General features: G+C 35.7%; 27 protein-coding genes. 6 read left to right on the top strand and 21 right to left on the bottom strand.

All coding sequences use genetic code 11. The features are described 5' to 3' along the window. Window positions 1-273: 273 nt before the first annotated feature. The 3 genes from LG276_RS05675 to LG276_RS05665 form a co-directional block, all read right to left on the bottom strand. Window positions 274-1,167 carry a M23 family metallopeptidase gene (locus tag LG276_RS05675; protein WP_341104009.1) on the bottom strand — a complete coding sequence of 298 codons (894 nt, stop codon included), beginning with the start codon at window positions 1,165-1,167 and terminating at the stop codon, window positions 274-276. A gap of 111 nt (window positions 1,168-1,278) precedes the next feature. Further along, the gene (locus tag LG276_RS05670) at window positions 1,279-1,632 is read right to left on the bottom strand and encodes a hypothetical protein (protein ID WP_224934873.1); all 354 of its coding nucleotides are present in this window, start codon (window positions 1,630-1,632) and stop codon (window positions 1,279-1,281) included. Window position 1,633: 1 nt separating this feature from the next. After that, on the bottom strand, window positions 1,634-2,098 hold the full coding sequence (locus tag LG276_RS05665; protein ID WP_404293773.1) for a GNAT family N-acetyltransferase: 465 nt from the start codon (window positions 2,096-2,098) through the stop codon (window positions 1,634-1,636). Between the two features lie 197 nt (window positions 2,099-2,295). On the opposite strand from LG276_RS05665, the gene LG276_RS05660 reads away from it, so the two are divergent. Beyond that, window positions 2,296-3,954 (top strand): glutamine--tRNA ligase/YqeY domain fusion protein, encoded by a 1,659-nt coding sequence (locus tag LG276_RS05660; RefSeq protein WP_289433025.1) that lies wholly within the window; start codon window positions 2,296-2,298, stop codon window positions 3,952-3,954. A gap of 234 nt (window positions 3,955-4,188) precedes the next feature. Here LG276_RS05660 and LG276_RS05655 read toward each other — a convergent pair whose 3' ends face one another. The 5 genes from LG276_RS05655 to LG276_RS05635 form a co-directional block, all read right to left on the bottom strand. Then, window positions 4,189-4,431, bottom strand: a complete 243-nt coding sequence (locus tag LG276_RS05655; protein ID WP_404293770.1) for a hypothetical protein — start codon at window positions 4,429-4,431, stop codon at window positions 4,189-4,191. Window positions 4,432-4,800: 369 nt separating this feature from the next. Next, complete coding sequence (locus LG276_RS05650; RefSeq protein ID WP_404293768.1) at window positions 4,801-4,992, bottom strand: hypothetical protein; 192 nt, start codon at window positions 4,990-4,992, stop codon at window positions 4,801-4,803. Window positions 4,993-5,004: 12 nt separating this feature from the next. Next, window positions 5,005-5,145 carry a hypothetical protein gene (locus tag LG276_RS05645; protein WP_404293765.1) on the bottom strand — a complete coding sequence of 47 codons (141 nt, stop codon included), beginning with the start codon at window positions 5,143-5,145 and terminating at the stop codon, window positions 5,005-5,007. Window positions 5,146-5,414: 269 nt separating this feature from the next. After that, window positions 5,415-5,765 (bottom strand): DUF4260 domain-containing protein, encoded by a 351-nt coding sequence (locus tag LG276_RS05640; RefSeq protein ID WP_341104023.1) that lies wholly within the window; start codon window positions 5,763-5,765, stop codon window positions 5,415-5,417. Next, entirely contained in the window at window positions 5,758-6,192 is a 435-nt protein-coding gene (locus tag LG276_RS05635; protein WP_289433021.1) for a MerR family transcriptional regulator, read from the bottom strand. Before LG276_RS05635 ends, LG276_RS05640 begins: the two co-directional genes overlap by 8 nt. Before the next feature lie 220 nt (window positions 6,193-6,412). On the opposite strand from LG276_RS05635, the gene LG276_RS05630 reads away from it, so the two are divergent. Beyond that, entirely contained in the window at window positions 6,413-7,009 is a 597-nt protein-coding gene (locus LG276_RS05630) for an SIMPL domain-containing protein (RefSeq protein WP_341104027.1), read from the top strand. A gap of 56 nt (window positions 7,010-7,065) precedes the next feature. Next, window positions 7,066-7,311 (top strand): DUF2164 family protein, encoded by a 246-nt coding sequence (locus LG276_RS05625; protein WP_095370322.1) that lies wholly within the window; start codon window positions 7,066-7,068, stop codon window positions 7,309-7,311. Window positions 7,312-7,355: 44 nt separating this feature from the next. Here LG276_RS05625 and LG276_RS05620 read toward each other — a convergent pair whose 3' ends face one another. Beyond that, window positions 7,356-8,075 (bottom strand): glycerophosphodiester phosphodiesterase, encoded by a 720-nt coding sequence (locus tag LG276_RS05620; protein ID WP_095370323.1) that lies wholly within the window; start codon window positions 8,073-8,075, stop codon window positions 7,356-7,358. A 157-nt stretch (window positions 8,076-8,232) separates the two neighbouring features. Here LG276_RS05620 and LG276_RS05615 point away from each other — a divergent pair, with 157 nt between their 5' ends. Together LG276_RS05615 and LG276_RS05610 are read left to right on the top strand one after the other, a co-directional pair. Continuing rightward, window positions 8,233-9,075 carry an MBL fold metallo-hydrolase gene (locus LG276_RS05615; RefSeq protein ID WP_341104031.1) on the top strand — a complete coding sequence of 281 codons (843 nt, stop codon included), beginning with the start codon at window positions 8,233-8,235 and terminating at the stop codon, window positions 9,073-9,075. Between the two features lie 93 nt (window positions 9,076-9,168). Next, on the top strand, window positions 9,169-10,128 hold the full coding sequence (locus LG276_RS05610; protein WP_404293762.1) for a D-2-hydroxyacid dehydrogenase: 960 nt from the start codon (window positions 9,169-9,171) through the stop codon (window positions 10,126-10,128). A gap of 94 nt (window positions 10,129-10,222) precedes the next feature. Here LG276_RS05610 and LG276_RS05605 read toward each other — a convergent pair whose 3' ends face one another. The 5 genes from LG276_RS05605 to LG276_RS05585 all read right to left on the bottom strand — a co-directional run bounded on the left by LG276_RS05605 (window position 10,223) and on the right by LG276_RS05585 (window position 14,482). Then, window positions 10,223-11,170 (bottom strand): DMT family transporter, encoded by a 948-nt coding sequence (locus LG276_RS05605; protein ID WP_404293759.1) that lies wholly within the window; start codon window positions 11,168-11,170, stop codon window positions 10,223-10,225. Window positions 11,171-11,320: 150 nt separating this feature from the next. Then, window positions 11,321-12,718 carry a M20/M25/M40 family metallo-hydrolase gene (locus LG276_RS05600; RefSeq protein WP_404293757.1) on the bottom strand — a complete coding sequence of 466 codons (1,398 nt, stop codon included), beginning with the start codon at window positions 12,716-12,718 and terminating at the stop codon, window positions 11,321-11,323. A 418-nt stretch (window positions 12,719-13,136) separates the two neighbouring features. Beyond that, a complete protein-coding gene (locus LG276_RS05595; protein ID WP_289433015.1) occupies window positions 13,137-13,697 on the bottom strand; it encodes an NAD(P)/FAD-dependent oxidoreductase in 561 nt (186 codons plus the stop codon). Window positions 13,698-13,782: 85 nt separating this feature from the next. Further along, window positions 13,783-14,232 carry a GNAT family N-acetyltransferase gene (locus tag LG276_RS05590; protein ID WP_251166493.1) on the bottom strand — a complete coding sequence of 150 codons (450 nt, stop codon included), beginning with the start codon at window positions 14,230-14,232 and terminating at the stop codon, window positions 13,783-13,785. Window positions 14,233-14,248: 16 nt separating this feature from the next. Continuing rightward, window positions 14,249-14,482 (bottom strand): excisionase family DNA-binding protein, encoded by a 234-nt coding sequence (locus tag LG276_RS05585; RefSeq protein WP_404293754.1) that lies wholly within the window; start codon window positions 14,480-14,482, stop codon window positions 14,249-14,251. A gap of 175 nt (window positions 14,483-14,657) precedes the next feature. Here LG276_RS05585 and LG276_RS05580 point away from each other — a divergent pair, with 175 nt between their 5' ends. Then, window positions 14,658-16,310 carry a PAS domain S-box protein gene (locus LG276_RS05580; protein WP_224934843.1) on the top strand — a complete coding sequence of 551 codons (1,653 nt, stop codon included), beginning with the start codon at window positions 14,658-14,660 and terminating at the stop codon, window positions 16,308-16,310. 127 nt (window positions 16,311-16,437) lie between these two features. On the opposite strand, the gene LG276_RS05575 is transcribed toward LG276_RS05580, so the two are convergent. From LG276_RS05575 to LG276_RS05545, 7 genes are all read right to left on the bottom strand, one after another. Continuing rightward, window positions 16,438-17,619: a toxic anion resistance protein gene (locus tag LG276_RS05575; RefSeq protein WP_224934841.1), complete on the bottom strand. Its 1,182-nt coding sequence runs from the start codon at window positions 17,617-17,619 to the stop codon at window positions 16,438-16,440. Further along, window positions 17,616-18,272: a 5-bromo-4-chloroindolyl phosphate hydrolysis family protein gene (locus LG276_RS05570; RefSeq protein ID WP_289433012.1), complete on the bottom strand. Its 657-nt coding sequence runs from the start codon at window positions 18,270-18,272 to the stop codon at window positions 17,616-17,618. The genes LG276_RS05575 and LG276_RS05570 overlap by 4 nt, the downstream gene beginning before the upstream one ends. A 297-nt stretch (window positions 18,273-18,569) precedes the next feature. Further along, window positions 18,570-20,012, bottom strand: coding sequence for a PAS domain S-box protein (locus tag LG276_RS05565; protein ID WP_224934837.1), 1,443 nt, complete (start codon window positions 20,010-20,012; stop codon window positions 18,570-18,572). A gap of 61 nt (window positions 20,013-20,073) precedes the next feature. After that, window positions 20,074-20,997, bottom strand: coding sequence for a ketopantoate reductase family protein (locus LG276_RS05560; RefSeq protein WP_224934835.1), 924 nt, complete (start codon window positions 20,995-20,997; stop codon window positions 20,074-20,076). A gap of 140 nt (window positions 20,998-21,137) precedes the next feature. Further along, window positions 21,138-21,671: a class D sortase gene (locus LG276_RS05555; protein WP_373370947.1), complete on the bottom strand. Its 534-nt coding sequence runs from the start codon at window positions 21,669-21,671 to the stop codon at window positions 21,138-21,140. A gap of 358 nt (window positions 21,672-22,029) precedes the next feature. Next, window positions 22,030-22,512 (bottom strand): hypothetical protein, encoded by a 483-nt coding sequence (locus tag LG276_RS05550; protein WP_251162848.1) that lies wholly within the window; start codon window positions 22,510-22,512, stop codon window positions 22,030-22,032. Between the two features lie 393 nt (window positions 22,513-22,905). Then, the gene (locus LG276_RS05545) at window positions 22,906-23,403 is read right to left on the bottom strand and encodes a hypothetical protein (protein ID WP_251162847.1); all 498 of its coding nucleotides are present in this window, start codon (window positions 23,401-23,403) and stop codon (window positions 22,906-22,908) included. Window positions 23,404-23,754 lie beyond the last annotated feature (351 nt).

Below are 23,754 nucleotides of genomic sequence, written 5' to 3'. Positions count from 1 at the left end.
GCTAACTATCAATATATAAGTGAAGAGACACCATGCGGGTAATCATAATAGATAGCTCGGGAAATCGAGGGTGCACGGGTTTCTTTAGAGTTTTCAACATAGTTATCTGGACAAATCGAGATTGCTCGGCTTTCTTATGAGTTTTCAGCTTACTTAGCTGGGAAAAAATCATGTGTTTGACTATCACTTGAATTTCTGGCAGCAAACCTCCATAACTTTGTTAATCACCCAAGGGGACCAAACGATTGACATATAGCCTTTCTTCATTGACAATCACCAAACGATGCTATTTCTAACTAAAAATCTGCCATCAAATTCAATCGGAACGCCTTTTCCGTCTTTTTCAGCATGAATATGTAGATGTGGTTCTGATGTATTACCTGAATTGCCAACTAAACCGATTGGCTCGCCTACTTCTACCCTGTCACCTGATTGCACACGTACACTACCTTTTTGCATATGTGCTAGTAAAACCTCTACACCTTTACAGGATATAACAACTGAATTACCTGCTGCATTTTTAGGGTCTGCATTGGGAGGGACTAAATCTGCTAAATCATTCTCCGCTTGGACAACTTCTCCAGTACACGGACTTGTTAGCTCATCACCGAATATTTCGTATTTATCCAATTCATTTGGATAAATTCCAGTTGCTCGACTACCTAGCGCATTTAATTTCACGATATCTACCGCATAAGCTTGACTCTCATGAGCATGATGATAATTGATTCGGACATGACTGCCACCTTGCCCAACATAATAAACCCCATCTTGCAGTGGAAAATCTAACTGTACTGCCTTCATATTCGTCGAGAACCCACTAAATGTCGATACATTATAATAACCAAAAACAAGAATAAGAAGCCCGTAAATGGCCATTGATATTTTTTGCGATAAATTGAATTCTGTTTTAAACGGTAGTTTGTTCACTTTCTTCCAAGATAAAAATACAGCAGCAATGAAAAAGACCAAAATAAGAAATCGTAAGTAGTAACTAAACCAATCCCAAGGAGAGGAAAAGAACAGCCAAAGGATGAGTAAACCTGTCATCGTAGCCTGTAAAAGCCAGTCTAGCTTACTATGAAGCTTTCCTTTCCATAATGAAAAAGAAAAAACAACAGGTAAAACAAACTGAATAAACAATAAAAAGAGGATATCAAAGGTCATCGAATGTCTCCTTTTCTCGTAAAGTTATCTAAGATACGTCTGACGACTATTAAATGTTCCCTTTTTTTATGAAAATGACTTTTGACCCTGTAGAGCGACTGAATAAAACCCTCATTGCTCAGATATATTTTGTAATAACCTCTCCACTCTGTCCAAACTAATAAATAAAACAAGCATTGATCCTATGCCCCAAAAGTGCCAATATCTTGTATGATGGAAGAGTAGAACTGCTCCAATGAAAAACATTAGTAAGGAAAAAACGATACTAAGTAAGACTTTCTTATCTTTCAAAATAGTCGTTTTTAAAGAAACTCTCCTTTTTCTTACTACAATAATAGCCAAGAAACACATCCCTAAAGCAATAATATGCATAATTCCATTTCCGTTTCTACCTAATTGATCAACTGTTAAAGATAACAAAAAACTTCCAACTACAATCATGCTCACACTTAAAATGACGCGCATTTCACCCCTCACTTCCTCTACTTAGACATCGGATCCACTCATATTCAATAGCAGGTAATCCTTCTTCGTTATCACTATTAAAGGCAATCTTTTTAAATCCTTTGCCTTCGTAAAACTGCTGTGCTTTTTTGTTTACTTCGAAAGTATATAATTTTAAACGTCCGCATGAATAAGCTTTCGCATGCTCTAATAATGCCCCACCAATCCCCACTCCTTGATGAGCTAAATGTACATATAGTTGATTAATCTCGCCTTCATTATAAGCAATCATGCCAATTGGTGTTTCATTTAGCACCGCTAAATCTACTTGAAATTGTTTTGTTAACATATGATTGAGAAAATAGATATGCTCTGTCATACTATGTATTTCCTTTTGACCAATAGCTGCTTCTTTACTCTCCCTCCAAAAGCTAACTGTCGAGAGGGCATACTTCTTTTCATAAGCAATGATTCGCCAGTCTTTCACTATATAACTCTCCCCTTCTTTGTCCAACCCTTATAAATATTCATGACAAAAAGTTGATCCCCTCCTTATTTATATGGAGAAAAACTTTTTAAGCGCGCTTTTTTTGTATATAATAGATAGAATCAACAGGCACTTTATTTATAGGCTTATTCAGATTAAAATAAGGTAAAGAACAAGGTAGAAAGGCTGATATCGGATTGGAACAATCAAACTTTATTCGTACAATTATTAAAGAAGATTTAGAAAATGGAAAGCGCGACACTGTTGTAACCCGTTTCCCACCTGAACCAAATGGCTATCTTCATATTGGACATGCCAAATCCATCATCATTAACTTTGGTTTAGCGGACGATTTTAACGGGCAAACAAACTTACGCTTTGACGATACAAACCCACTAAAAGAAGACCAAGAATATGTCGATGCCATTAAAGAAGATGTAAAATGGCTCGGGTATGATTGGGAAGAGCTACATTATGCATCCAATTACTTTGATGAAATGTATAACCGTGCAGTGCTTTTAATTAAAAAAGGCAAAGCATATGTCGATGATTTAAACCAAGATGAAATTCGTGAGTACCGTGGGACTTTAACTGAGCCTGGTAAAGAAAGTCCTTATCGTAACCGTTCAATTGAAGAAAACCTAGACCTATTCGAAAAAATGAAAAATGGGGAATATGAAAACGGTCAAAAAGTTTTGCGTGCAAAGATAGATATGTCATCACCAAACTTAAATTTACGCGACCCTGTCATTTACCGTATCTCTCATGCGACTCATCACAATACGGGTGATACATGGTGTATTTATCCTATGTACGCTTTTGCCCATCCGCTTGAAGATGCAATCGAAGGTGTAACGCACTCTTTATGCACAACAGAATTTGAAGATCAACGTCCTCTTTATAATTGGGTTGTAGCGGAATGTGAAATGGAAAACCAACCGCAACAGATTGAATTCGGACGCTTAAATATTACAAATACAGTAATGAGTAAGCGAAAACTAAAGCAATTAGTAGATGAAGGAATTGTTGATGGCTGGGATGACCCAAGAATGCCAACGATATCGGGTCTGCGTCGCAAAGGGTATACTGCTAGTGCCATTCGTGAGTTTGTTCAAGAAACTGGTGTCTCTAAAGGTAGTGGTGCAGTGGATGAAATGATGCTTGAGCACTATGTGCGCGAGGATTTAAAACTCAGTGCCCCACGAACAATGGGAATCTTGAAACCTTTAAAAGTTGTAATCACCAATTACCCTGAAGGTGAATCCGAGTGGTTAGAAGCGGAAAACAATCCTGAAAACGAGGAAATGGGCACAAGACAAATTCCATTCTCTCGTGAAATATATATAGAACAAGAGGACTTTATGGAAAATCCTCCAAAAAAATATTTCCGTCTTTTCCCTGGAAATGAAGTGCGTTTAAAGCATGCTTATTTCATCAAGTGTAATGATGTGATTAAAGATGAAGATGGCAATGTTGTTGAATTACACTGCACTTATGATGTTGAAACGAAAAGTGGTTCAGGTTTTACAGGACGCAAAGTCAAAGGTACATTACACTGGGTTGATGCCAAAAGTGCCATCCCTGCTGAATTCCGTCTATATGAACCTTTAGTATTAGACGAGCAAATGAAAGAAGAAGCATCAGAAGACAAAGATTTCTTAGACTATATTAATCCAAATTCACTTGAAGTGGTCCAAGGATTTATTGAACCGAACTTGAAAGAGGTTCAACCACAAGATAAATTCCAGTTTTTCCGTCACGGTTACTTCAATGTCGATTCTAAATATAGTACACCTGAAAAACCAGTCTTCAACCGAATTGTATCGTTAAAAAGCTCTTTTAAGCTAAATAAGTAAGATATCTTACACGAATGGTTCTACTTAATGAATCATTCGTGTTTTTTTCGTGATGTGATCTTTACACCGTTCACTTTAGAGATTATTTACTTGTCCCTTCACTAAGGGAATGCTAAGGAACTTATAAAAAGACAAAAAGAATGTTGAAATTAGCTTGCATCAATATGCGAGAGCGTTAATTCTTTCTCACATTTGTAGGCCCTTTCCTTTTTCCCTACTCATCTTTTTATTCCTTCACTTATTAGTCGCGATTCTTTCATTTGCCCTACTCATTTCTTTATTCCTCCAACTATTAGTCGCGATTTCTCCTTTTGCCCTACTCATCTCTTTATTCCTCCAACTATTAGTCGCGATTTCTCCTACTGCCCTACTCATCTCTTTATTCCTCCAACTATTAGTCGCGATTTCTCCTTTTGCCCTACTCATTTCTTTGGTTCTCCATCTATTAGTCGCGATTTCTCCTTTTGCCCTACTCATCTCTTTATTCCTTCACTTATTAGTCGCGATTCTTCCTTTTGCCCTACTCATCTTTTTATTCCTTCACTTATTAGTCGCGATTTTACCATTTGCCCTACTCATCTCTTTATTCCTCTAACTATTAGTCGCGATTTCTCCTTTTGCCCTACTCATCTCTTTATTCCTTCACTTATTAGTCGCGATTTTACCATTTGCCCTACTCATCTCTTTATTCCTCTAACTATTAGTCGCGATTTTACCATTTGCCCTACTCATCTCTTTATTCCTCCAACTATTAGTCGCGATTTCTCCTTTTGCCCTACTCATCTCTTTATTTCTTCACCTATTAGTCGGGATTTCTCCTTTTGCCCTACTCATCTCTTTATTCCTTCACTTATTAGTCGTGATTCTTCCTTTTGCCCTACTCATCTTTTTATTCCTCCAACTATTAGTCGCGATTTCTCCTTTTGCCCTACTCATTTCTTTATTTCTCCAACTATTAGTCGCGATTTCTCCTTTTGCCCTACTCATTTCTTTATTCCTTCTCTTATTAGTCGCGATTTCTCCTTTTGCCCTACTCATCTCTTTATTCCTTCACTTATTAGTCGTGATTCTTCCTTTTGCCCTACTCATCTCTTTATTCCTCCAACTATTAGTCGCGATTTCTCCTTTTGCCCTACTCATCTCTTTATTCCCCCAACTATTAGTCGCGATTTCACCATTTGCCCTACTCATTTTTTATTCCTTCACCTATTAGTCGCGATTTCTCACTTTTACCCTACTTCGATTTCTCTATTCCTTCACTTATTAATCGTGGAAACCCTTAATCAACATTCCACTTCATCGCCCTATTAACTTACCTGGCAAGCCGGTTATTTTCGTCTTTCAGATTAACTAACATTTCTGATCATACCAATGATATTTATGGAGCATTTTGCTTACTAACACTTCTTTCCTATAAAAAAATGGTGCGCTACATTACCTAAATGACAGTACTTTGTTTTCTATATTTTTTGTAAATGTGTTACTTTAAACCCTTCTTCATATTTAAGACCGTATCCTAAGGCTCTATCCATACTAATGTGAGCAGACCAGATCAAAGATACCATTAATAATATAGGTTCCTTTATTACAAAATAAATTCCTAAAATCAATAAGGGGAAAATAAATGTATGGCCTATATTATAGAGAATCGCCCCTACTTTTTTGTTGAGGAGATAGCCAAACATAAAGACGTCTGGTAAAAACAAAAAAATAACAAAGGCAAGTATTGAGAATTCCCATGTAATATAAGCTACTACTTTTAATAATAGTAAAAGAATATATTCCCACTTAACAATAATGCGATTACTCATTTTCCACACCACCTATTTTCATCTGTTCATATACATGGTGAATGACTTGATCTAAGTTTCTTTGGTTCTCTTTAAAGTTTCCTTCCTTTATCATGAAACGAATCTCTTTTAAAGCTTCCAAAGCAACTGTCAAAAAGTGAAGTTTCGCTTCAACACTATCAACCTTTACACCTATTAACTGCTCCGATTTCATTTTACAATCCTCTGACGGCTGAGTCCGATCTAATATAAACAGTTCACTGATTTCTTGTAGAGAGAATCCTAATTGTTTTAACACAATGATATATTTGAGTTCTCTTTCATTTTTGTCTTTATACAATCGATAGCCATTTTCGGATCTTTCTGGAGTAATTAAACCGATTTTTTCATAGTAACGGATTGTCTCACTAGAAATATCATATTGAGAAGCGATTTGTTTAATATACATTTCCTTCCTCCTTTTCTTCTTATTTTGAAGATAACATTGGAGCTTACTACAAGGTCAATATATTTTTGAATTTTTCCAATCTTTATCTTGCATCACAGCGATACAATCATTTCTAAAAAATGTGATACGACATACACTTAATAAGATAAAGAGTTGAAAGGTGATGACCATGTACCCTTATTCATATAATGAAGTGCGAAACAAAGAACGGAGATTACATTTGAATGGTTTAGGAAGACTTTCCGTCCAACCTGATATAGCCACTATTCATATCGGTGTCATATCGGAAAATGAAGAAATACAGATAGCTGAAAAGGAAAATACACAAGCCACAGAATCTTTTCTTTCTGCTTTAAAACAAGCCGGTATCAACGAAAAGCACATACAAACGACTCACTTTAATGTACATCCCATCTACCATCAACAAGATGATTCTTCGCAGATTTCAGGCTATCAAGTGATAAATGAAGTTCGCGTTACCGTCAGTCAACTTAATCAAATAGGTACAATTATTGCTTTAGCAATGGAACACGGAGCCAATCAAATAAATAGTCTTGAATTTGGATTAACGGAGAAACAGAAATGGTATTATAAGGCATTAAATGAGGCATTAGTGGATGCGATAAGTAAAGCCCAATCTATAGCTAATGTTTTAAATGTAACAGTAGATCTTACCCCGATAAAGATTATCGAAGACAGCAGACAAATACAGCCCTTCACACAGAAAGTTGCTCTTCAATCTATTGCTTCTCCGCCCATTGAACCTGGTGAAATCATCGTGGAAGCCGTAATAACTGCCGTTTTTCATTATTCATAACATGCATCTTCATCATTCATGGTGTATGATGGTCGTATAGAAATGGAGGTCATTACATGTTTTATCGACTGACAAAAGAACAGCAACAACAAATGATTGAAGAAATCCAACAGTTTTTTCTTCAGGAAAAAGACGAGGATCTTTCCGAATTCGCTGCTGAACGTGTGTTAGATTTTTTTAAAGAATCACTCGCCCCTCACTTTTACAATGCAGCTATCCAAGAGACTCAATCCATGCTAAAAGAACAGTTTGCTAGTATTGAAGATGAAGTATTAACCTTAGAACGTCCCATTCGACGTTAATGAAAAAAGTGGCCAATTCAGCCACTTTTTTTTTTCTATTCCATTTATTGATAGTTGGATACAAATTCATCACAGAAATCGGTCATAACCACCTCAACGCCTTGATTGAGTAGTGATTGAGCATCGGACCATCGATTAATTGTATAAGTACGTAATGGGATTTTGTTTTCAATTGCCTGTATACCATGTATGGATTGCACAAATTCTTTTTGACAATGAATAGCATCGGCTCCAATATTCTGAGCTACCTTAATTGCATTAGCGTGTATACCTAAAATTAAATACCCTGTATTTATTTCATTATCTAATGTTCGTATTCTCTTCACACTCTCAGGGTTAAAAGATGAAAGAATGATTCGATCTCTTAAACCATATTGCTCAATTAAAGTTAACACCTTCTCCTCCATACCATCGTAACGAAAGACATCATTTTTCAATTCTACATTTATAACCAATTCATTATTCTCCTCTTTCGCCCATTGAAAAACCTCTTCTAATCGTGGGATTCTCGCATGGTTAAATTCGGTGTTAAACCAGCTCCCTGCATCAAATTGCACAATATCTTTATATTTAAAATCCCTGATAAACCCTGTACCATCTGTTGTCCGATTGATTTTCTCATCATGAATGATGACAAGTTCACCATCTTTAGATAATTGGACATCTAATTCGATTCCGTGAACACCAGCTTTTCTTGCAGCTTCAAAAGCAAGCATTGTATTCTCCGGAAAGCGACCACTTAATCCACGGTGGGCAAATATCATTGCTCAACCATCCTCTCCCTTTTCTACAATTGTATAAAAATTATTTAAACACAGTATGAATCGTTTGTAAAAAATTCCTTTTTATTGATGTTAAAGATTAATCGAATGTAAGCAGGGTATACTCTCATATAAAGACATGTAAAGGAGATAAAATCTTATGAGAGAGTATGATTCTGAGCAACATTATATGCCTATCACCTCAACAACGAGCGGTATGATTGTTAATTCTGCAGAAGGTGTTGATTATATAAACATTCAAATCGTTAATGTTTGTTTTGTTAAAACAGCAGAGGATGCATGGGTCCTTGTTGATGCTGGTATGCCAAAATCAGCTCAAAAAATTATTGAAGCTGCAGAAGAATTATATGGAAGGGGTGCGAAACCTGTTGCGATCATATTAACACATGGACATTTTGATCACGTAGGTGCGATTCATGAGCTCTTAGAAGTATGGAATGTCCCTGTTTATGCTCATTCGATGGAATTACCTTATTTAACTGGTCGGAAAGATTATCCAGAACCTGATAATACCGTTGATGGTGGATTATTAGCTAAGTTCTCCAATTTATTTCCTAATGAAGGTATTAATATTTCACAGCATATAAAACCGTTACCAAGAGACGGACATATTGACGAAATGCCCGGTTGGCAGTGGATTCATACCCCTGGACATACAGAAGGTCATATCTCGCTTTACCGCAAAAGCGATGGTGTCTTAATTGCTGGGGATGCCTTTTGTACCGTTAAACAAGAGTCCCTTTTTAAAGTGATGACACAGGAGCAAGAAATTAGTGGTCCCCCAAGGTATTTAACCACTGATTGGCAACTAGCAAGAGAATCTGTCAGAAAACTTTCTGACCTTAATCCTCATATCGCCATCACAGGTCATGGTATTCCTATGGCTGAACAAACTCTCCAACAAAGCCTTATTACTCTTGTAAGGGAGTTTGATGAGATTGCTATGCCTGAAACTGGTAGATATATAAAAGACGACGAATAATAGTAATATTCAATATCTTTTATTTCGGTATCCTGAAGATTTTGCTATTATTAAGGGTAGACTTGAAAAATTTCTACCGATGGAGGATACCTTATGTCTAAAAGAAAAATGATTATCACACAAAACTTAAGCGAGGAACTTAAAACAGCCATTACAGAAATCACTCCTGATTGGGAACACATCATAGGGAAGGATCACGAGATTTGGGAGAGTCATATGAAGGATGCAGAAGTGATTGTTGCTTGGAAACATCGTATGCATGATACCTATGTGAATAATGCTAACCTTCGTTGGATTCAAACATGGAGTGCTGGTGTGAATTATTTGCCACTCGAAGACTTTGACAAGAAAAACATCCTTCTAACAAGTGCAAACGGGGTACATGCTTATCCAATTTCGGAGACGATTTTTGCATTGATGTTAGGTTTAACAAGAAGTATCGACCGTTATGTTAAACAACAACAAGAAAAAGTATGGGATGGAACTGGTAACAAACTCGAAATGCATGGAAAGACCATCGGTATAATTGGTGTTGGAATGATTGGACAAGAAACTGCTCGCATTGCCAAAGCGTTTAATATGCATGTCATTGGTGTTAGACATTCAGGCAAACCTGTCGATTACGTAGATGAAATGTATACTTCACTGGAACTTGACGACATCCTACCTAAATGTGATTATATTGTCGTCACCCTGCCTTTAACGAAGGATACATACCATATGTTCAGTAAAGAACAGTTCAAACGCATGAAACAAACAGCTTTTTTTATCAATATTGGACGCGGTGAAATTGTTGATGAAAACGCACTTTATCATGCTCTTTCAGAAGGAGAAATTAAAGGTGCTGGTATTGATGTTTTTGAAAAAGAGCCGCTCCCTGAAGATAGTCCATTATGGGGATTAAATAACTTAATCATCACCCCACATACATCTGGCTCAACCGAACACTATAACGAAAGAGTCATTAAAAACATCTTCATTCCTAACCTGAAAAAATATTTGAATGGCGATGCTCTTGATACGAATGTAGTGGATTATAAAAAAGGATATTAAAAAACAAAATCCGAACGATTATTTAAACGCTGCTAAAGCTTCGAATAATTGTTCGGATTTTTCACCCCTTTTAAGAGGAAATTCATTTACAAACCTATTTGTTTGCCACGTTTCTTTCTTTTATTGGCGGCTTCATCTTCTCTGTTCTTCTTTTTCTTAATAATGATTCAATCGCACCTGATCCAAGGAGTACACCAGGAATGATAAAGACAAGACCAACCCAATGGTAAATCGTGATTTGCTCCCCTAAAAATAATGCCGATCCGACAAGAGCAAAGAATGTATTTAAGTTTAAAAAGATGGCCGCTTCAGCAGGACCAATTTTACTAATCGCATAATTGTAGCCCATTTGTCCAATAGCCGTTGCTAAAATGGCAGATGCTAAGAATAAAATCCATAAAGAACTTGGAGCATCTAATAAATTTGTAAATGCTAAAGGCTCTGAAATCAAACCTATGATGGCGAGGATGATGCCCCCAAAAACCAGCATATATCCAGTGAGTAGTCTACTATCAATAGTTTTCGCTGCCTTACTAATAAGAATAAAGCTGAATGCTTGGGATAAAATCGATAAGAAAATATAAATATCACCAAAAGAAAAACCAGATAACCCTCCATTACCGATTACAACGATAAAAGAAACACCAATAATGCCAAAGATAAAACCTATAACCTGCATACGTGAAGGCATGGTTTTAATGATAATGGCGGAGAGAATAGCCGTCAAGACTGGCCCTGACCCTAAAATCAATCCTCCGTTAGCACCAGATGTTTCCATTAACCCATGTGCTAGGAAAAAATGATGAGCCGTAATATTAAAGAGACCACCATATATAATATATTGAAATTCCTTCCGATTTGGTCTTCTAACTTTCCCTATCACCCCGAGCATAAGAAAAACAAAAAATCCCGCAACTAGAATCCTGATAGCAGTAATCGTAATCGGTGGGAAAGATGAGACAAGGATTTTAATAGCGGACACATTAAATCCCCATATCATCATTAATATTGTCATAAATAAAAATAGACCGAGCTTGTTCATTCCCATCCTTCTTTCCGTCTCTGTAATGAAGTAAATTTTAACATATATTTTCTTCGTATGGATAGAAAGTGAGCAATTGATGACCAATGGGAAAATGAGCAAGAAAAAGATGGGAACATCCGCCCCCACCTTTACAGAACTGAACCTTACCTATTTTAAATCCTCTTCAAGAAACATTTGTGGCTCTACCTTTTTCTCTTGTTGCTTTCTAGGCTTGAACATCCGATCAATTTGCGCTTGTTGATATACCGCCGTTCCAACAATACTAGCTACATCCTTTAGTTTTTCCTTACTAATTTTATCAATCGTATCATCTGGTGTATGGTACCAAGGCTCTGAAGGGCTGTGAATAAATAAAGCTGCTGGAATACCTACCTCTGCAAATGGCACATGATCACTGCTTCCACCACTTCTAATCGGTGTCGCTTCTCCATTTAACCTCGTGCTAGTCTCTTGAGCTAACTCGGTGACAAGGTTTGGCTCCCCATCAATTGTGGCCAAAACTAAATTTCCTGCATCTCTACTCCCAACCATGTCTAAGTTAAAATTCGCCACAATTCTATTTCGCTCATCTTCCGGTAAACTATTTACATAATGTGTAGAACCAAGTAATCCTACTTCTTCAGCACCAAATGTAATAAAACGAATTTCTGTATCAGTTGGGAATAACTTAAGTACCCTTGCCAATTCAAGAGTCATCGCTGTTCCTGAAGCATCATCATTGGCCCCTGGTGCACCAGCTACAGAATCATGGTGAGCACCGATAACAATAATATCATTCGTATCTCTTAATTTTGAGGTTGGCTTTTTCTTCGCTATGACATTATGAGAAGTTTTTTCTCCTGTACTTGCCCCTTCTATATTGATAGCCGCCTCTGTAATCTCTCCGGCTTCTATACTAGCAAGCAACGCATCTCCCTCTGCTTTTGACAAAGAAATAGCAGGAACAAATTGATCATTATGTGCTCCCAAAGTTCCATTTAAAGAGCCCTCACTATTATTATAAATAATCACACCCGCTGCCCCTGCCTCTCCTGCATTCAACACTTTCTCACTGAAGCTTAACTCTCCGCGTTTGATTAAAACAATTTTCCCTGTAACATCACCTAATTCATCTGGTTTACCTAAACCGCCATTGACGATTTCCCCACTCACATTCCCACTAATAGAATACGTAAAGTAGTCAGGGTTTAGTTGTTCATTATATCCATCTACTTGTAGTTCAATCGTATGTGGGGGTGTATATCCAACATAGGTAAACGGTTGAATGTCTGCAGGATAGCCGTAATTCCTAAACTCTCTTTTGATAAATTCGACAGCCTCATCTTCCTCATCTGTTCCTGCAACTCTCGGCTCTTTTGCAAGATGAGCAATATTGCGATAGATTTTGTGCTCATTTACTAACTTCGTAATTAAATAGTCATAGAAGTGATGTGAATGACTCTGTGTATCAGCAGCTTCGACAGGTTTAACAACATATCCTTGAACACCTAATGCACCAAATACAAGAGTAGTCGCTAAACTCAATTTTAAGATAGATTTCTTCATTTTTTCCTCCTATTAATTGATTTTCTAAAAGTTTAGACTATTAATTCCGAGTTATTAAGTGCAGTATTCACTATCTTTCAATAGGGAAAAAATGCTAGTTTCTCATATACGAACCTTTTAACTACAAATGATAGATGACAAATGATGGATAGAAGAGGATGATTACTATAAGGTAAACATAAATAAAAAGGAGTGATAACGAGAAGATAATTTAATGGAGAGCTTATATTTAGACCATTTAATAAATCCTTTCATTCCGTAAATTTAAAGGGCACTTCTTCTCTCCAAAATGATGGTTTTCCAATACATTAAGAATGCAAGATCGTCCTTCCATTCTCGGTCAATAGAACATGTTCTCAGACAATCGACTTCAAACCAAAAAAGCTGACCATAACAGTCAGCGTTCTTAAACAACTATTTATTTCAATACATCATGGTCAACATAACGCTCACCATTTATCTCACTAATTACATTAATAGCTACCTTCGCGCCATCTCCAGCAGTAATAATTGTATGTACACTTACACCTGCTGTCGTACCTGCAGCCCAGATGCCAGGAATATTGGTTTGACCTGATGCATCTACATCAATAATGGTTTTTACTCTTGGCTCTGTTCCCGGTTTCGTTTGTACACCTGCTTTTTCGGCTAAATCAGCCAAGAACCCTGTTGCTAAAATCACATGTTTCGCTTCATAACTACCTTCAGAAGTAGTAATAACGAAAGCTGCTTCTTTTTTCTCAATAGATTCTACTGTTGCATCTACTAACTCTGCCCCAAATTTCTCTGCCTGTTTTTTACCCGTGCTAACCAAATCCGGACCTGATACCTCTAATACTCCATAATGGTTTTCAACCCAAGCCCTTTTTGTTACACCTTTGTCATTATCAATAACAATCACTTTCTTCCCCGCTTTAGCAGCAAATAAAGCTGCACTCGCACCAGAAGGCCCTGCTCCAACGATTAGAATATCATACATCTTCCATTCCTCCTCTAGAAATACTCTCTCTTTTCTAGAATAGACAAAATAATTAGAAATGTAAAACATTCTATCCTTTTAGAGGTCAAAGCTGCTTTTGTAAAATCACCATATGAATGAGTTGTTTACCACCCTCATAAATAGGGCGGTCATAATGTTTCACAAAGAAATCATCAATCTGATGAGAAATATGAAATCCACACGCCTGGTAAAAAGGGATCGTAAGGGGACTATCTCCCGTTCCTACTTGAAGCTTGCGGGCTCTCCCTTTATAGATATCTTCCACAAGCTGAATCATCTTTTTGCCATATCCTTTTCGTTTTAAATGTGGGGCAACAGCCAGATTCTTTATTTCATATATATCTTCATTCTCCTTTGTTACAACACAAACGCCGATTAACTTTTGTTTTTCCTCGAAAATATAAAGGTCTCCACGCTCTAAATACTGATCAATCATATTCTCTTGTTCATCCGCAAGCAGTAACAGATCTATATATCTTTTCTTACCTTCATTAACGAGCTTTAACTTCAACATGTCACATCCTTACGAATCAATCTTCATCCTTTATATCCCGGTCTTCTGGAATTGGTTCTTTCGATAACTCTTCCACCAATTTCTTATATTTTTCTAATTGTTGAAAGTGGCTTTTAAATTGGTCTTTATAAATGAGTACTGCTCCCTCGCTATCATGAATGACACGAATTTTACCTTGGAGGATCAACTCTTCTACATAAGTGACTGACACCGATAAATATTGAGATGTCTCTTCTATTGTTAAATACATGATTACTTCATCTCCTCCAACTAGTTTCTACTATTATAACTTATTTTTTTATCGCTTATTTATCCTACAATCATACTTAATTATTAAAATACTCAATCTTTAATGGCAAAATTTTTCATAATCGATTACTATAAAATAATAGTGATTATTTGTCTTACAGAACAGGAGCATAGATATGAAAACAAAATTCTTAATCTTCTTTTTTCTAGGGAGTATCATTTGGGTCATTTCAACAAACCTACTCATTAGTGAATTTCATACATCATCTAACCTAATCTCCATGATACATATAAAAGAAATTGTATATATCTCCTTTACAACTTGTCTCTTCTACTATTTTATAAAAAGAATTGAAGAATTAAATACATCGAAAGAAGATAAAGAGAGATTATCCACACTTATTAATGCAATGGTCGATTTCGTGAATTTTAAAGACGAAAAAGGGAGATGGATCGAAGCGAATAAAGTCGCTCTTGAACTATTTAACCTTGAAGAAGACCAATATCGGGGAAAAACAGATATTGAACTCGGCGATCAAGCAAGAAGTTTTTACAAAAACTCCTTCGCTCATTGTATGATTTCAGATGAGGAAACATGGGATAGTGGAAAAATTGCGAGAATCGAGGAAAATATTTTACAACCGGATGGAACAAAGAAGACATTCGACACAATTAAAGTGCCTCTTTTTCATGAAGACCGGAGTAGAAAAGGGCTTGTAATTATCGGTAGAGATATTTCCGAAAAAAAGAGATTGGATGAATTATTACAAGAAAGTCAACAGCAATATAAATCGCTGTTTTTGTACAGCCAAGATATGATCGTCATGATGGATCTATCCGGACGGATTACTCAAGCAAACCCCCAATTTAAGGAGATAACCGGTTATCAGCCAGAAGAAGTACTCCAACAACCTATCACCCACCTATTTCCTAAAGACTTACATGATGAAGTATTTAAAAGTCTTGAACACATACGACAAACGAATCAACATATACAATGTGAGATGGCGATGAACCATAAAAATGGGCCGCAAATCATCTTAGAATGTACAGCTGTGCCTATGATTATCAACAATAAACAAGCTGGTATTATTTGTTATGGGAAAGACGTCACAAAGCTACGATTAGCTGAAGAACAATTAAGAAAAACGGAAAAATTATCTGTAGTTGGTGAACTATCAGCGAGTGTGGCTCATGAAATAAGAAACCCACTCACTTCGTTAAAAGGATTTGTACAAGTATTAACGACAGAAGACAGTAAACATGAATTTTATTATCGCATTATGGAAGAAGAATTGGATCGCATCAATCATATTGTTAGCGAACTATTACTACTAGCCAAACCACAAGAGATTAAATTCATTCAAGCAGACATCTTTGAATTACTCCATAATGTCATTTCACTATTAAAAACGGAAGCATCACTCCATAATATTCAAATTCAATTAAAGTCATATTTACGTACGCAAATTTCTATACTGTGTGAACCTAATCAACTTAAACAATTATTTATCAATTTAATTAAAAATGCTATTGAAGCCTCAACTGACGGAGACGGTCAAATCATGATTTCATTAGAAAAGGAAGAGGATACTGCTATCATAAAAATATCCGATAATGGCGATGGCATGTCTCCAGAATTATTAACAAAACTCGGAGAACCTTTTTATTCATCCAAAGAAAAAGGTACTGGTCTTGGTTTAACTGTCAGCAATAAGATAGTTCAAAGCCACAATGGTTCCATTCATTTCTCAAGTGTTTTACACGAGGGAACAACAGTAACTGTCAAGCTACCGATACAAATCGCTTCGCGTGTCCCAGTTGGATAATGAAAAAGCCAAAAGCCGGAACATTGGTATTTTGCTTGGCTATTCTTTAGTCTTTAACATAAGTATTGATTCCACTCAAAAAGGCACAAACAAATACTAAGTTAGCATTTGTTCGTGCCTAATGACATTATTTATCTTTTACTTCTAATAGTTTTAGCCTCAAGTCGTTTTCCATATGGGCTAGATCACTTTCGGCTTGTTTTCTTTTATGTCGACCTTCTTCTTGGATGCGCAATGTTTCTTCAATCGTTTCGACTAGGTTTTGCTGGGTTTTCTTTAATGTTTCTATATCTACTAAACCGCGCTCATTCTCTCTCGCTGTTTCGATGGTGTTCATTTTTAGCATTTCTGCATTCTTCAATAGTAAGTCATTCGTTGCCTTTGAGACGTGCTTTTGTGCTTCTACTGCATGGCGTTGGCGGATCAACGTTAAAGCAATAGAGACTTGATTCTTCCATAATGGAATGGCGGTCATAATAGATGATTGTATCTTTTCAACTAGCGCTTGGTTTGTATTTTGGATCAATCTAATTTGTGGCGCACTTTGGATGGTGATTTCTCGACTTAACTTTAAATCGTATAAACGTTTATCCAATCTTTCAGCAAATTGGACTAAGTCATTTACTTCCTGTACTTTCATTTGATCCTGTGATGATTCAGCTTTCTTTTTTAGAACCGGAATCGATTTCTCTCTCATTTCCTCAAGCTTTAGTTCCCCTGCAGCGATATAAATATTTAAGGCATGGAAATATTCTTTATTACTTTCATATAGCTTATCTAGCATAACAATGTCTGAGAGAAGCAAGTTTTTACTACGCTCTAACTTCACACTGATGCGATCAATTTGTGCACCTACCTTTTGATATTGCGACAATACTTCATGGACAGAACCTGAAAGCTTGCCGAATATCTTTGAGAAAAAGCCTTGTTTTTCATGTTTTAAATCATCCGGGTTCACTTCATTAAATTTTTGCATAAGTTCGCCCAAAATTGAACCTACTTCACCGACATCTTTTCTTTGCACATGGTCAAGCATCGCATGTGAAAAATTGAGTAACTTTGATTGAGCAGGCGTACCATATGAAATCATAGCTTGATGATTACTTGGGTCGATTTGTTCAGCTAATTGGTAAGCTTTTTGCCGGTTTTCCTCTGGAATGACATCAATTAATTTTACACGACTGGATGAGTCCTCACTTTTAACCTTTGTGACTGTCTCGTCGTCATTACCAAAAGGGTCCGCTAAAAGATCATCCAATATATCTGCACCAAGGGTAGGTTGATTTGACGTATTTTTTTCTTTTGTCATTTTAATCGCCTACTTTCATCATTCGTTTTCTCATCTTTTAATTTCTTAATGTTATGTTTGGCTACATCTATCTCATAATGAAGATCATCAATATCATTCGCTAGCACTGAACGTAAATCCTTATCCACATGAACCATTAGCTCTTGCAAAGTTTTTCTGGTCTCTGTTAATGATTGCTCAAGTTCCCAATCCTTCTTCGGTTGTGAGGAAAGAAAAACATATCTTTCAGCGAGTTCTACCGCTGAATCCAAATGCGAATAGAAGAATGATTCAGCTTGATAAAAGCGTCTCGGCTCCTTTTGCACAAGTTGGTAAATCCTTTTTGTCACTTTAATAAAATCTTTACGTTGACGACCAGACGGCCAATGGCGAATCGCCATTAAAGCACGATGTAAACGACTCATCTTGATTCGGGCATCATCTAAATTATCTTGTATAAAACGAAACTCTTTCCGCTTGAGTCCCTTACTTTTCATCCAACGATGGACAATAATTATTCCACTCAACCAATACGTAAATACACCCACACCAGCACCAATTAGTCCACTCATCCAAAAACCGTAATTCATAAAAAAGTAGCTAATTAACCATGTCAACACAGACACAGGTACAGTGATAAGTATCCGTAGAAAAAACACATAGAACGGGTTCAAAATTATCGACTCCTGACTTTACCGCTTATACTATTTACGTAATTCGTCTTATTTAAGTTTCAAAATAAGTGAACTTATTTTTACTTACCCTTACAGTATAAGCATACAACATTTGAAGGAGTTTTTTCCATGGACTAAGATTGTAATTCCAACTAAGCCTTAAGTCTTAAAGAAGATATTTACAAAAAAACTCGCTTAAATAGCGAGAAAGGCTGAAATAATGATCAAATATAAAAAAATGCATTTTCAAATATTAATGCATTCATTTATGTATCATTCTTAAAACGATGAATCTTTTTATGAATAGCCTAGTTCAACGGTTACTATTGTACCGCCACCTGGTTTACTATCAATCTTCATCGTTCCATTATGCTCTTGAATAATTTTATTACTAACAGTTAGTCCTAAACCGATTCCTTTATCCTTTGTAGTATAAAAAGGGGTACCTAAATAATGCAAACGATCTGAGCTTATACCTATACCCTCGTCTTTAAAATTAATTCTTACTCTTTTATTTCTTAATACTTCTATAGCTATAATTACTTCCCCACCATTTGGCATTGACTCCATAGAGTTTTTTAAGAAATTAATAAATACTTGCTTTAATTGATTTTGATTACAAAGTAATTCAATTTGTTGATCTGGCTTTATGAATCGAATTTGGACATTACACATCATGGCTTGTGGGTGAAGAAATTTGAATGTAGCTTCTAAAATCTCATAAAGGTCAAAATAATCATAATCAACTACTTGCGGCTTAGCTAAAGACATAAATTCATTGACAATTCCGTCAATACGCTCTAGTTCATGAGAAATAATTGATAAATACTCTTTCTGTTTATCTTTCTCCTCCATATAATGTAATAGTTTTGAGAAACCCTTTAACGATGTCAGTGGATTCCTGATCTCATGAGCCACACTTGCCGCTAGTTGACCAATAATGGATAGGCGATCTAAATTTCTTAGAGCGTCATCATTTTTCACACGATCAGTGACGTCCCTACCGACACAAACATACAATTGAATTTCATTAAATTCATTAAAAATCGGAGAAATATTAGACTCAATATATATGATATTCCCACTACTCGTTTTCATGCGTGATTGTAGAATTTGGGATTCTCCGGTATCATTAATTTTTTTATACAATAATTCACTGTATTCTCTTTCTTCTTTATTCATATGATCCATTACACCTTTACCCAGATAGGTGCCTTTTTCCAACCCTAATAATTCTTCAAAGGACGGGGATACATAAATAACCTTCTTATCTAGTCCGTACAGTAAAATTAAATCTGACGTGTGCTCTGTAATTAATCGACTGATTCCTAAATTATTTGAGACGATATCCTCAATACATTCAGAATCCGCCAATTCATTAATAAATGTAATACCACCAGCAATTTGCTCTAATGAATCATAAATGGGATAATGCGATAATTCCAAATTAATAAGATGGCCATCTTTATGAATACCCTTTGCTTCCGCTTTATCTTGAAAGGGCTTTAATATATTGTCTTTCTTCAACCGCAAATGAGTATATAAATTCGTACCAAGTGCATCTTGTTCACGATAGCCCAATAGATCCGTATACGATTGATTAATTTTATTTATCCGATGATTTATGCTTGTCAAAACGATAGCTGCAGATGTATGGTTCATTAATAAGTGAGTAACCTCAATTGGGTAAACCACCTTTAGGCTACTATGATTTTGAAAAAGCGCATCATTCTTTGACATAGAAACCTCCAAACTTCCTCTAACCCAGTTTATTCTACAATTTTATTCCTTTTCAGTGGTCTTAAACTGAATGACTATCAATATGTTGAATGTTTTCATATAACATCTTATTTGTGGTTGGTTGTGCTAGCTTGTGCTTTTTATACAATGCTATTACCGTTCCCGCAAAAAGCTCCACTTCACTTTTCCTTCCAGCCTCGACATCTTGTGCCATAGACGGCTTTCCCTCTGCATTTAATTGATCGAGAACATTTAACCAATAAGATAAGTCATCTTCTTTTAAAGTGACCCCTTCATACTGTGCTATACGAATCACTTCTCGCATTGCTGCAATCATCGTTTCTCTCGGCTCTCCCTCTACTTGAATGGTTCCATAATTCCCCCGATAGACTGCAACTGTCTGATTCACACCCACATTCAACATGAATTTGCCCCACTGTCTCTTTATCATATTAGTATCTACTTCATACGGAATACCTGTGCGATCGAAAAATTCAGCTACTTCCTTTGTCATTTTTGATGTCTCACCAGCCTCCTGATCGCCAAAACAAATCATCCCCATATGATGATAGCTTAGTATATTGTTTACTTTAACAGCATCCATCCCTTGGGCTACGCTATATAAAACCTTGTCTTCTCCAAATACACTACCTAATATGCGTTCACTTGAAATCCCGTTTAATAAAGAAAGAATGATTGTATGCTCACTGACAATTGGCTTAGCTAATTCAATGGCAGCATCCAACCCATCTGCTTTAACTGAAAAGATGAGTAAATCAACTGGTTTTTCTATGCTTTCTGGTGTTCTATAATCAAAATCGCAAAACTGTTGGTTTGCATAAACTCCTCTCTCTTTATATTTTTTCACTCTTGCCTCATCAGCAACAAATGTAAGTGCACCTTTTGATAATGAAAGGTTCATTTGGCTACCAAAAAGAACGCCCAACGCACCCAATCCAATAAAAGAAACTGATTGAATCCCCATTCATCTAACCCTTTCATACTTTTATTGAAAATTTTATCACAAAATTCTAAAAAAATAAGGGGCTAGAGAAAGTTAGTTTAATAATTTTATATGAATAAGGATTTCTTACCTATTTATTGCTCTATATTTTCGTCTTAAGACTATTTAACTCGCTCGGCATAAATAATGTATCTCTCAGGTGCATCTCCCACAAAACTAAAAGGGTAGCAAGTAGTAACAATTAATTCTTCTTCTGTTTGTTGCAATGTAATGACACTTGTATCTCCTTTATCTACAATTTTTGTTTTAGTAATTTTATAATCAAATTCTCCATATGGTACTTTTATAGTGAAAATATCATTTAATTTTAACTTGCCCATGCCTCTAAAGACAGTGTCCCTATGACCTGAAAGTACAATTTGACCTCCTTCATCCGGATATAAACTCCCTAGATAATGGCCAACTCCTTTTGCCAGATCATCTGCATCAACTCCCTCAATAATGGGTAATTCTGCATCAAGCTTTGGTATCAAAAGTATCCCTGCTGCTTCTCCTTTTTTTGGCAAATAAGCTTCTGCCTTTTTCGCCCCTTCAGCAACCTTTGCCTTGGCCACTTGTAATGACTGTGATTCCTTCACATTACCAGCAACAATTGTCCAAACACTAAACCCAATAAATAATAAACCAATAAACATCAGACTAAGACCGACTTTTTTCAAGCTCGTCTACACTCCATTCAGTAACGAATTAATCTACTAAATCTTAATTCCAGTATATAGTAAATCGTTAGTAATCTGGTAGCAATATTTTATTTTTTCCACCCGCCATAAATAATAATAATTACGCTCTCATACGGGGGTAGCGTCAGGAAAATGCGGATTTACAACGTTAAGGAAATTTCAATATCAAAAAGCCTAATTTCTCAATTAACTGTGAAGAAATTAGGCTTTTTTCATTTCTCAATTAAAGCGCCTGTTTGCGGAAGATTAAATTAATGATTTTCCTTTTGCTTTTAGTTGATTCACTGGCGCACCAATTTCTTAATCTTGTCATTCAAAATCCTTTACGGGCTAATTCATCGTTATCTATTCCTCTTACAATAATTTCGTATGTTTCATCTTCTTGAAGCAAGTTGGGTAATTTACTTGATTCTATAATTGCATTAGCATCTTTAATCAATTCACCTAAATGTTGATCATTATCTAAATCTGAATCTTGTATAGAAGTTTTTAAAATATATTTTATAGGTTTAGGATTGAAATCTATTGCTATACCCGTATATTGAGCATAATTCACTTTTAATTTTTCATCCATTTTTGAAACAACTTCTATCCATTTATTCTCAGGGTGCCCAACTTCAACAGCAGATGAATTAAAATTAAAGACGTTGGCATTTTCTCCATTCAGAAAAGAAAGAAAAACGATTAAAAAAATAGCTATTAACACTTCAATAGTGTGTTTTCTTTCTTGTTTTTTAAGCTCAATTATTTCTTTATATTTTTGTTGTACTCTTCTCTTTTTTGAATCTATTCTCATAAGGAGACTCCTTAAAAGTTAGAATTTAGAACCTAATTAATTATTGTGACCATTACAATCATGCATATAATATCATTAATATCCAGCCTCAAGGAAAGCTCCTTCCCTTAATGGCCCTTACACGAGAAAGAGACGTACCTAAATAAACGTAGCCGATTGCTTAATAACAATTATTTCAAAATTCACAAATATAACTCAATCCTTTTATTCATTAAATAAGGCGTATTCCTTGCTCAAGAAACGCGCCCTATTGAGGAAGATATATTTATTCAATTTTTAGGGTAGGCTTAAAATATTCTTCTACATCTTTAATATTATTAGTACGTAATATCTTTCATACGAGGACGGTTTTCTATACTTTGTATACTACTTTTCTAGCTAATTAAGTTTTCTTTAAAAAGTTAGATCATCAATTTCATTATTACGGTTTTCCCAGTCGCGAGTTATTTTCATCTCGTTGTTAGTTGTGACTGTTATTTCTCCTTTTCTATCTATAGATTCTTCAGAACCATTATCAGAAAAAATCAAATGTAATGTATATTTATATTTTTCTGACTCTTCTTCCGATTCGACTTTTTCAAGAGTAACATCATCTAAAGCGATGCTGTTATTTGTTTTAGATGCAACTTCAGCAGGTATATCGAAAGCTCTATTGGCAAATTGTTTCTCATATTCTTCATCAGATAAGAAAGGTTTCACTTTTCCCCCTATTTCATCAGCAGTAGGGGGGTTTTTAGGATCTTCGATTGTATACTGGTAGGATTTATATTGACTTAAAAATTCTTTAACTTCTTTTTCATCTGCGTTACTGCTGCTATTACTATCTTCTGAACATGCTGAGATAAAAAACAAACACATAAATGTAACTGTAAATAAGATGATTCGTTTCATATTGATCATTCCCTCCTTTTACACTAATTATATACTAAATTAGGAATAAAAGGATTATTATATCGAGTAGTACCAGCGAAGCTGACATCACCCGCAATAAGGGAATGTCAAAGGTTATATTACCTTGTTTAAGTTAAATGCTTGAAATACACATCCCCCCTCCTGTAGGATGGGGTAACATAAAGTTGCTAAATGAAGATTCTTTATAAATTTAAATCTAATTCATTTATAGTTTTAATAACTTCGCCGTTTTTCCCCATATGATGTATGGTCCACCCGTTATAATCAAGAAAAAAGTAAGAAAGCATGATACCGATTATTAATTCGCCTAATACAGAAATCAAAACTTCC

Origin of the sequence: Cytobacillus kochii, assembly GCF_044790165.1 — a bacterium.
Classification (GTDB): domain Bacteria; phylum Bacillota; class Bacilli; order Bacillales; family Cytobacillaceae; genus Cytobacillus; species Cytobacillus kochii.
The sequence above is the reverse complement of the archived record's forward strand: the minus strand, read 5'-3'. Positions and strand labels throughout refer to the sequence as shown.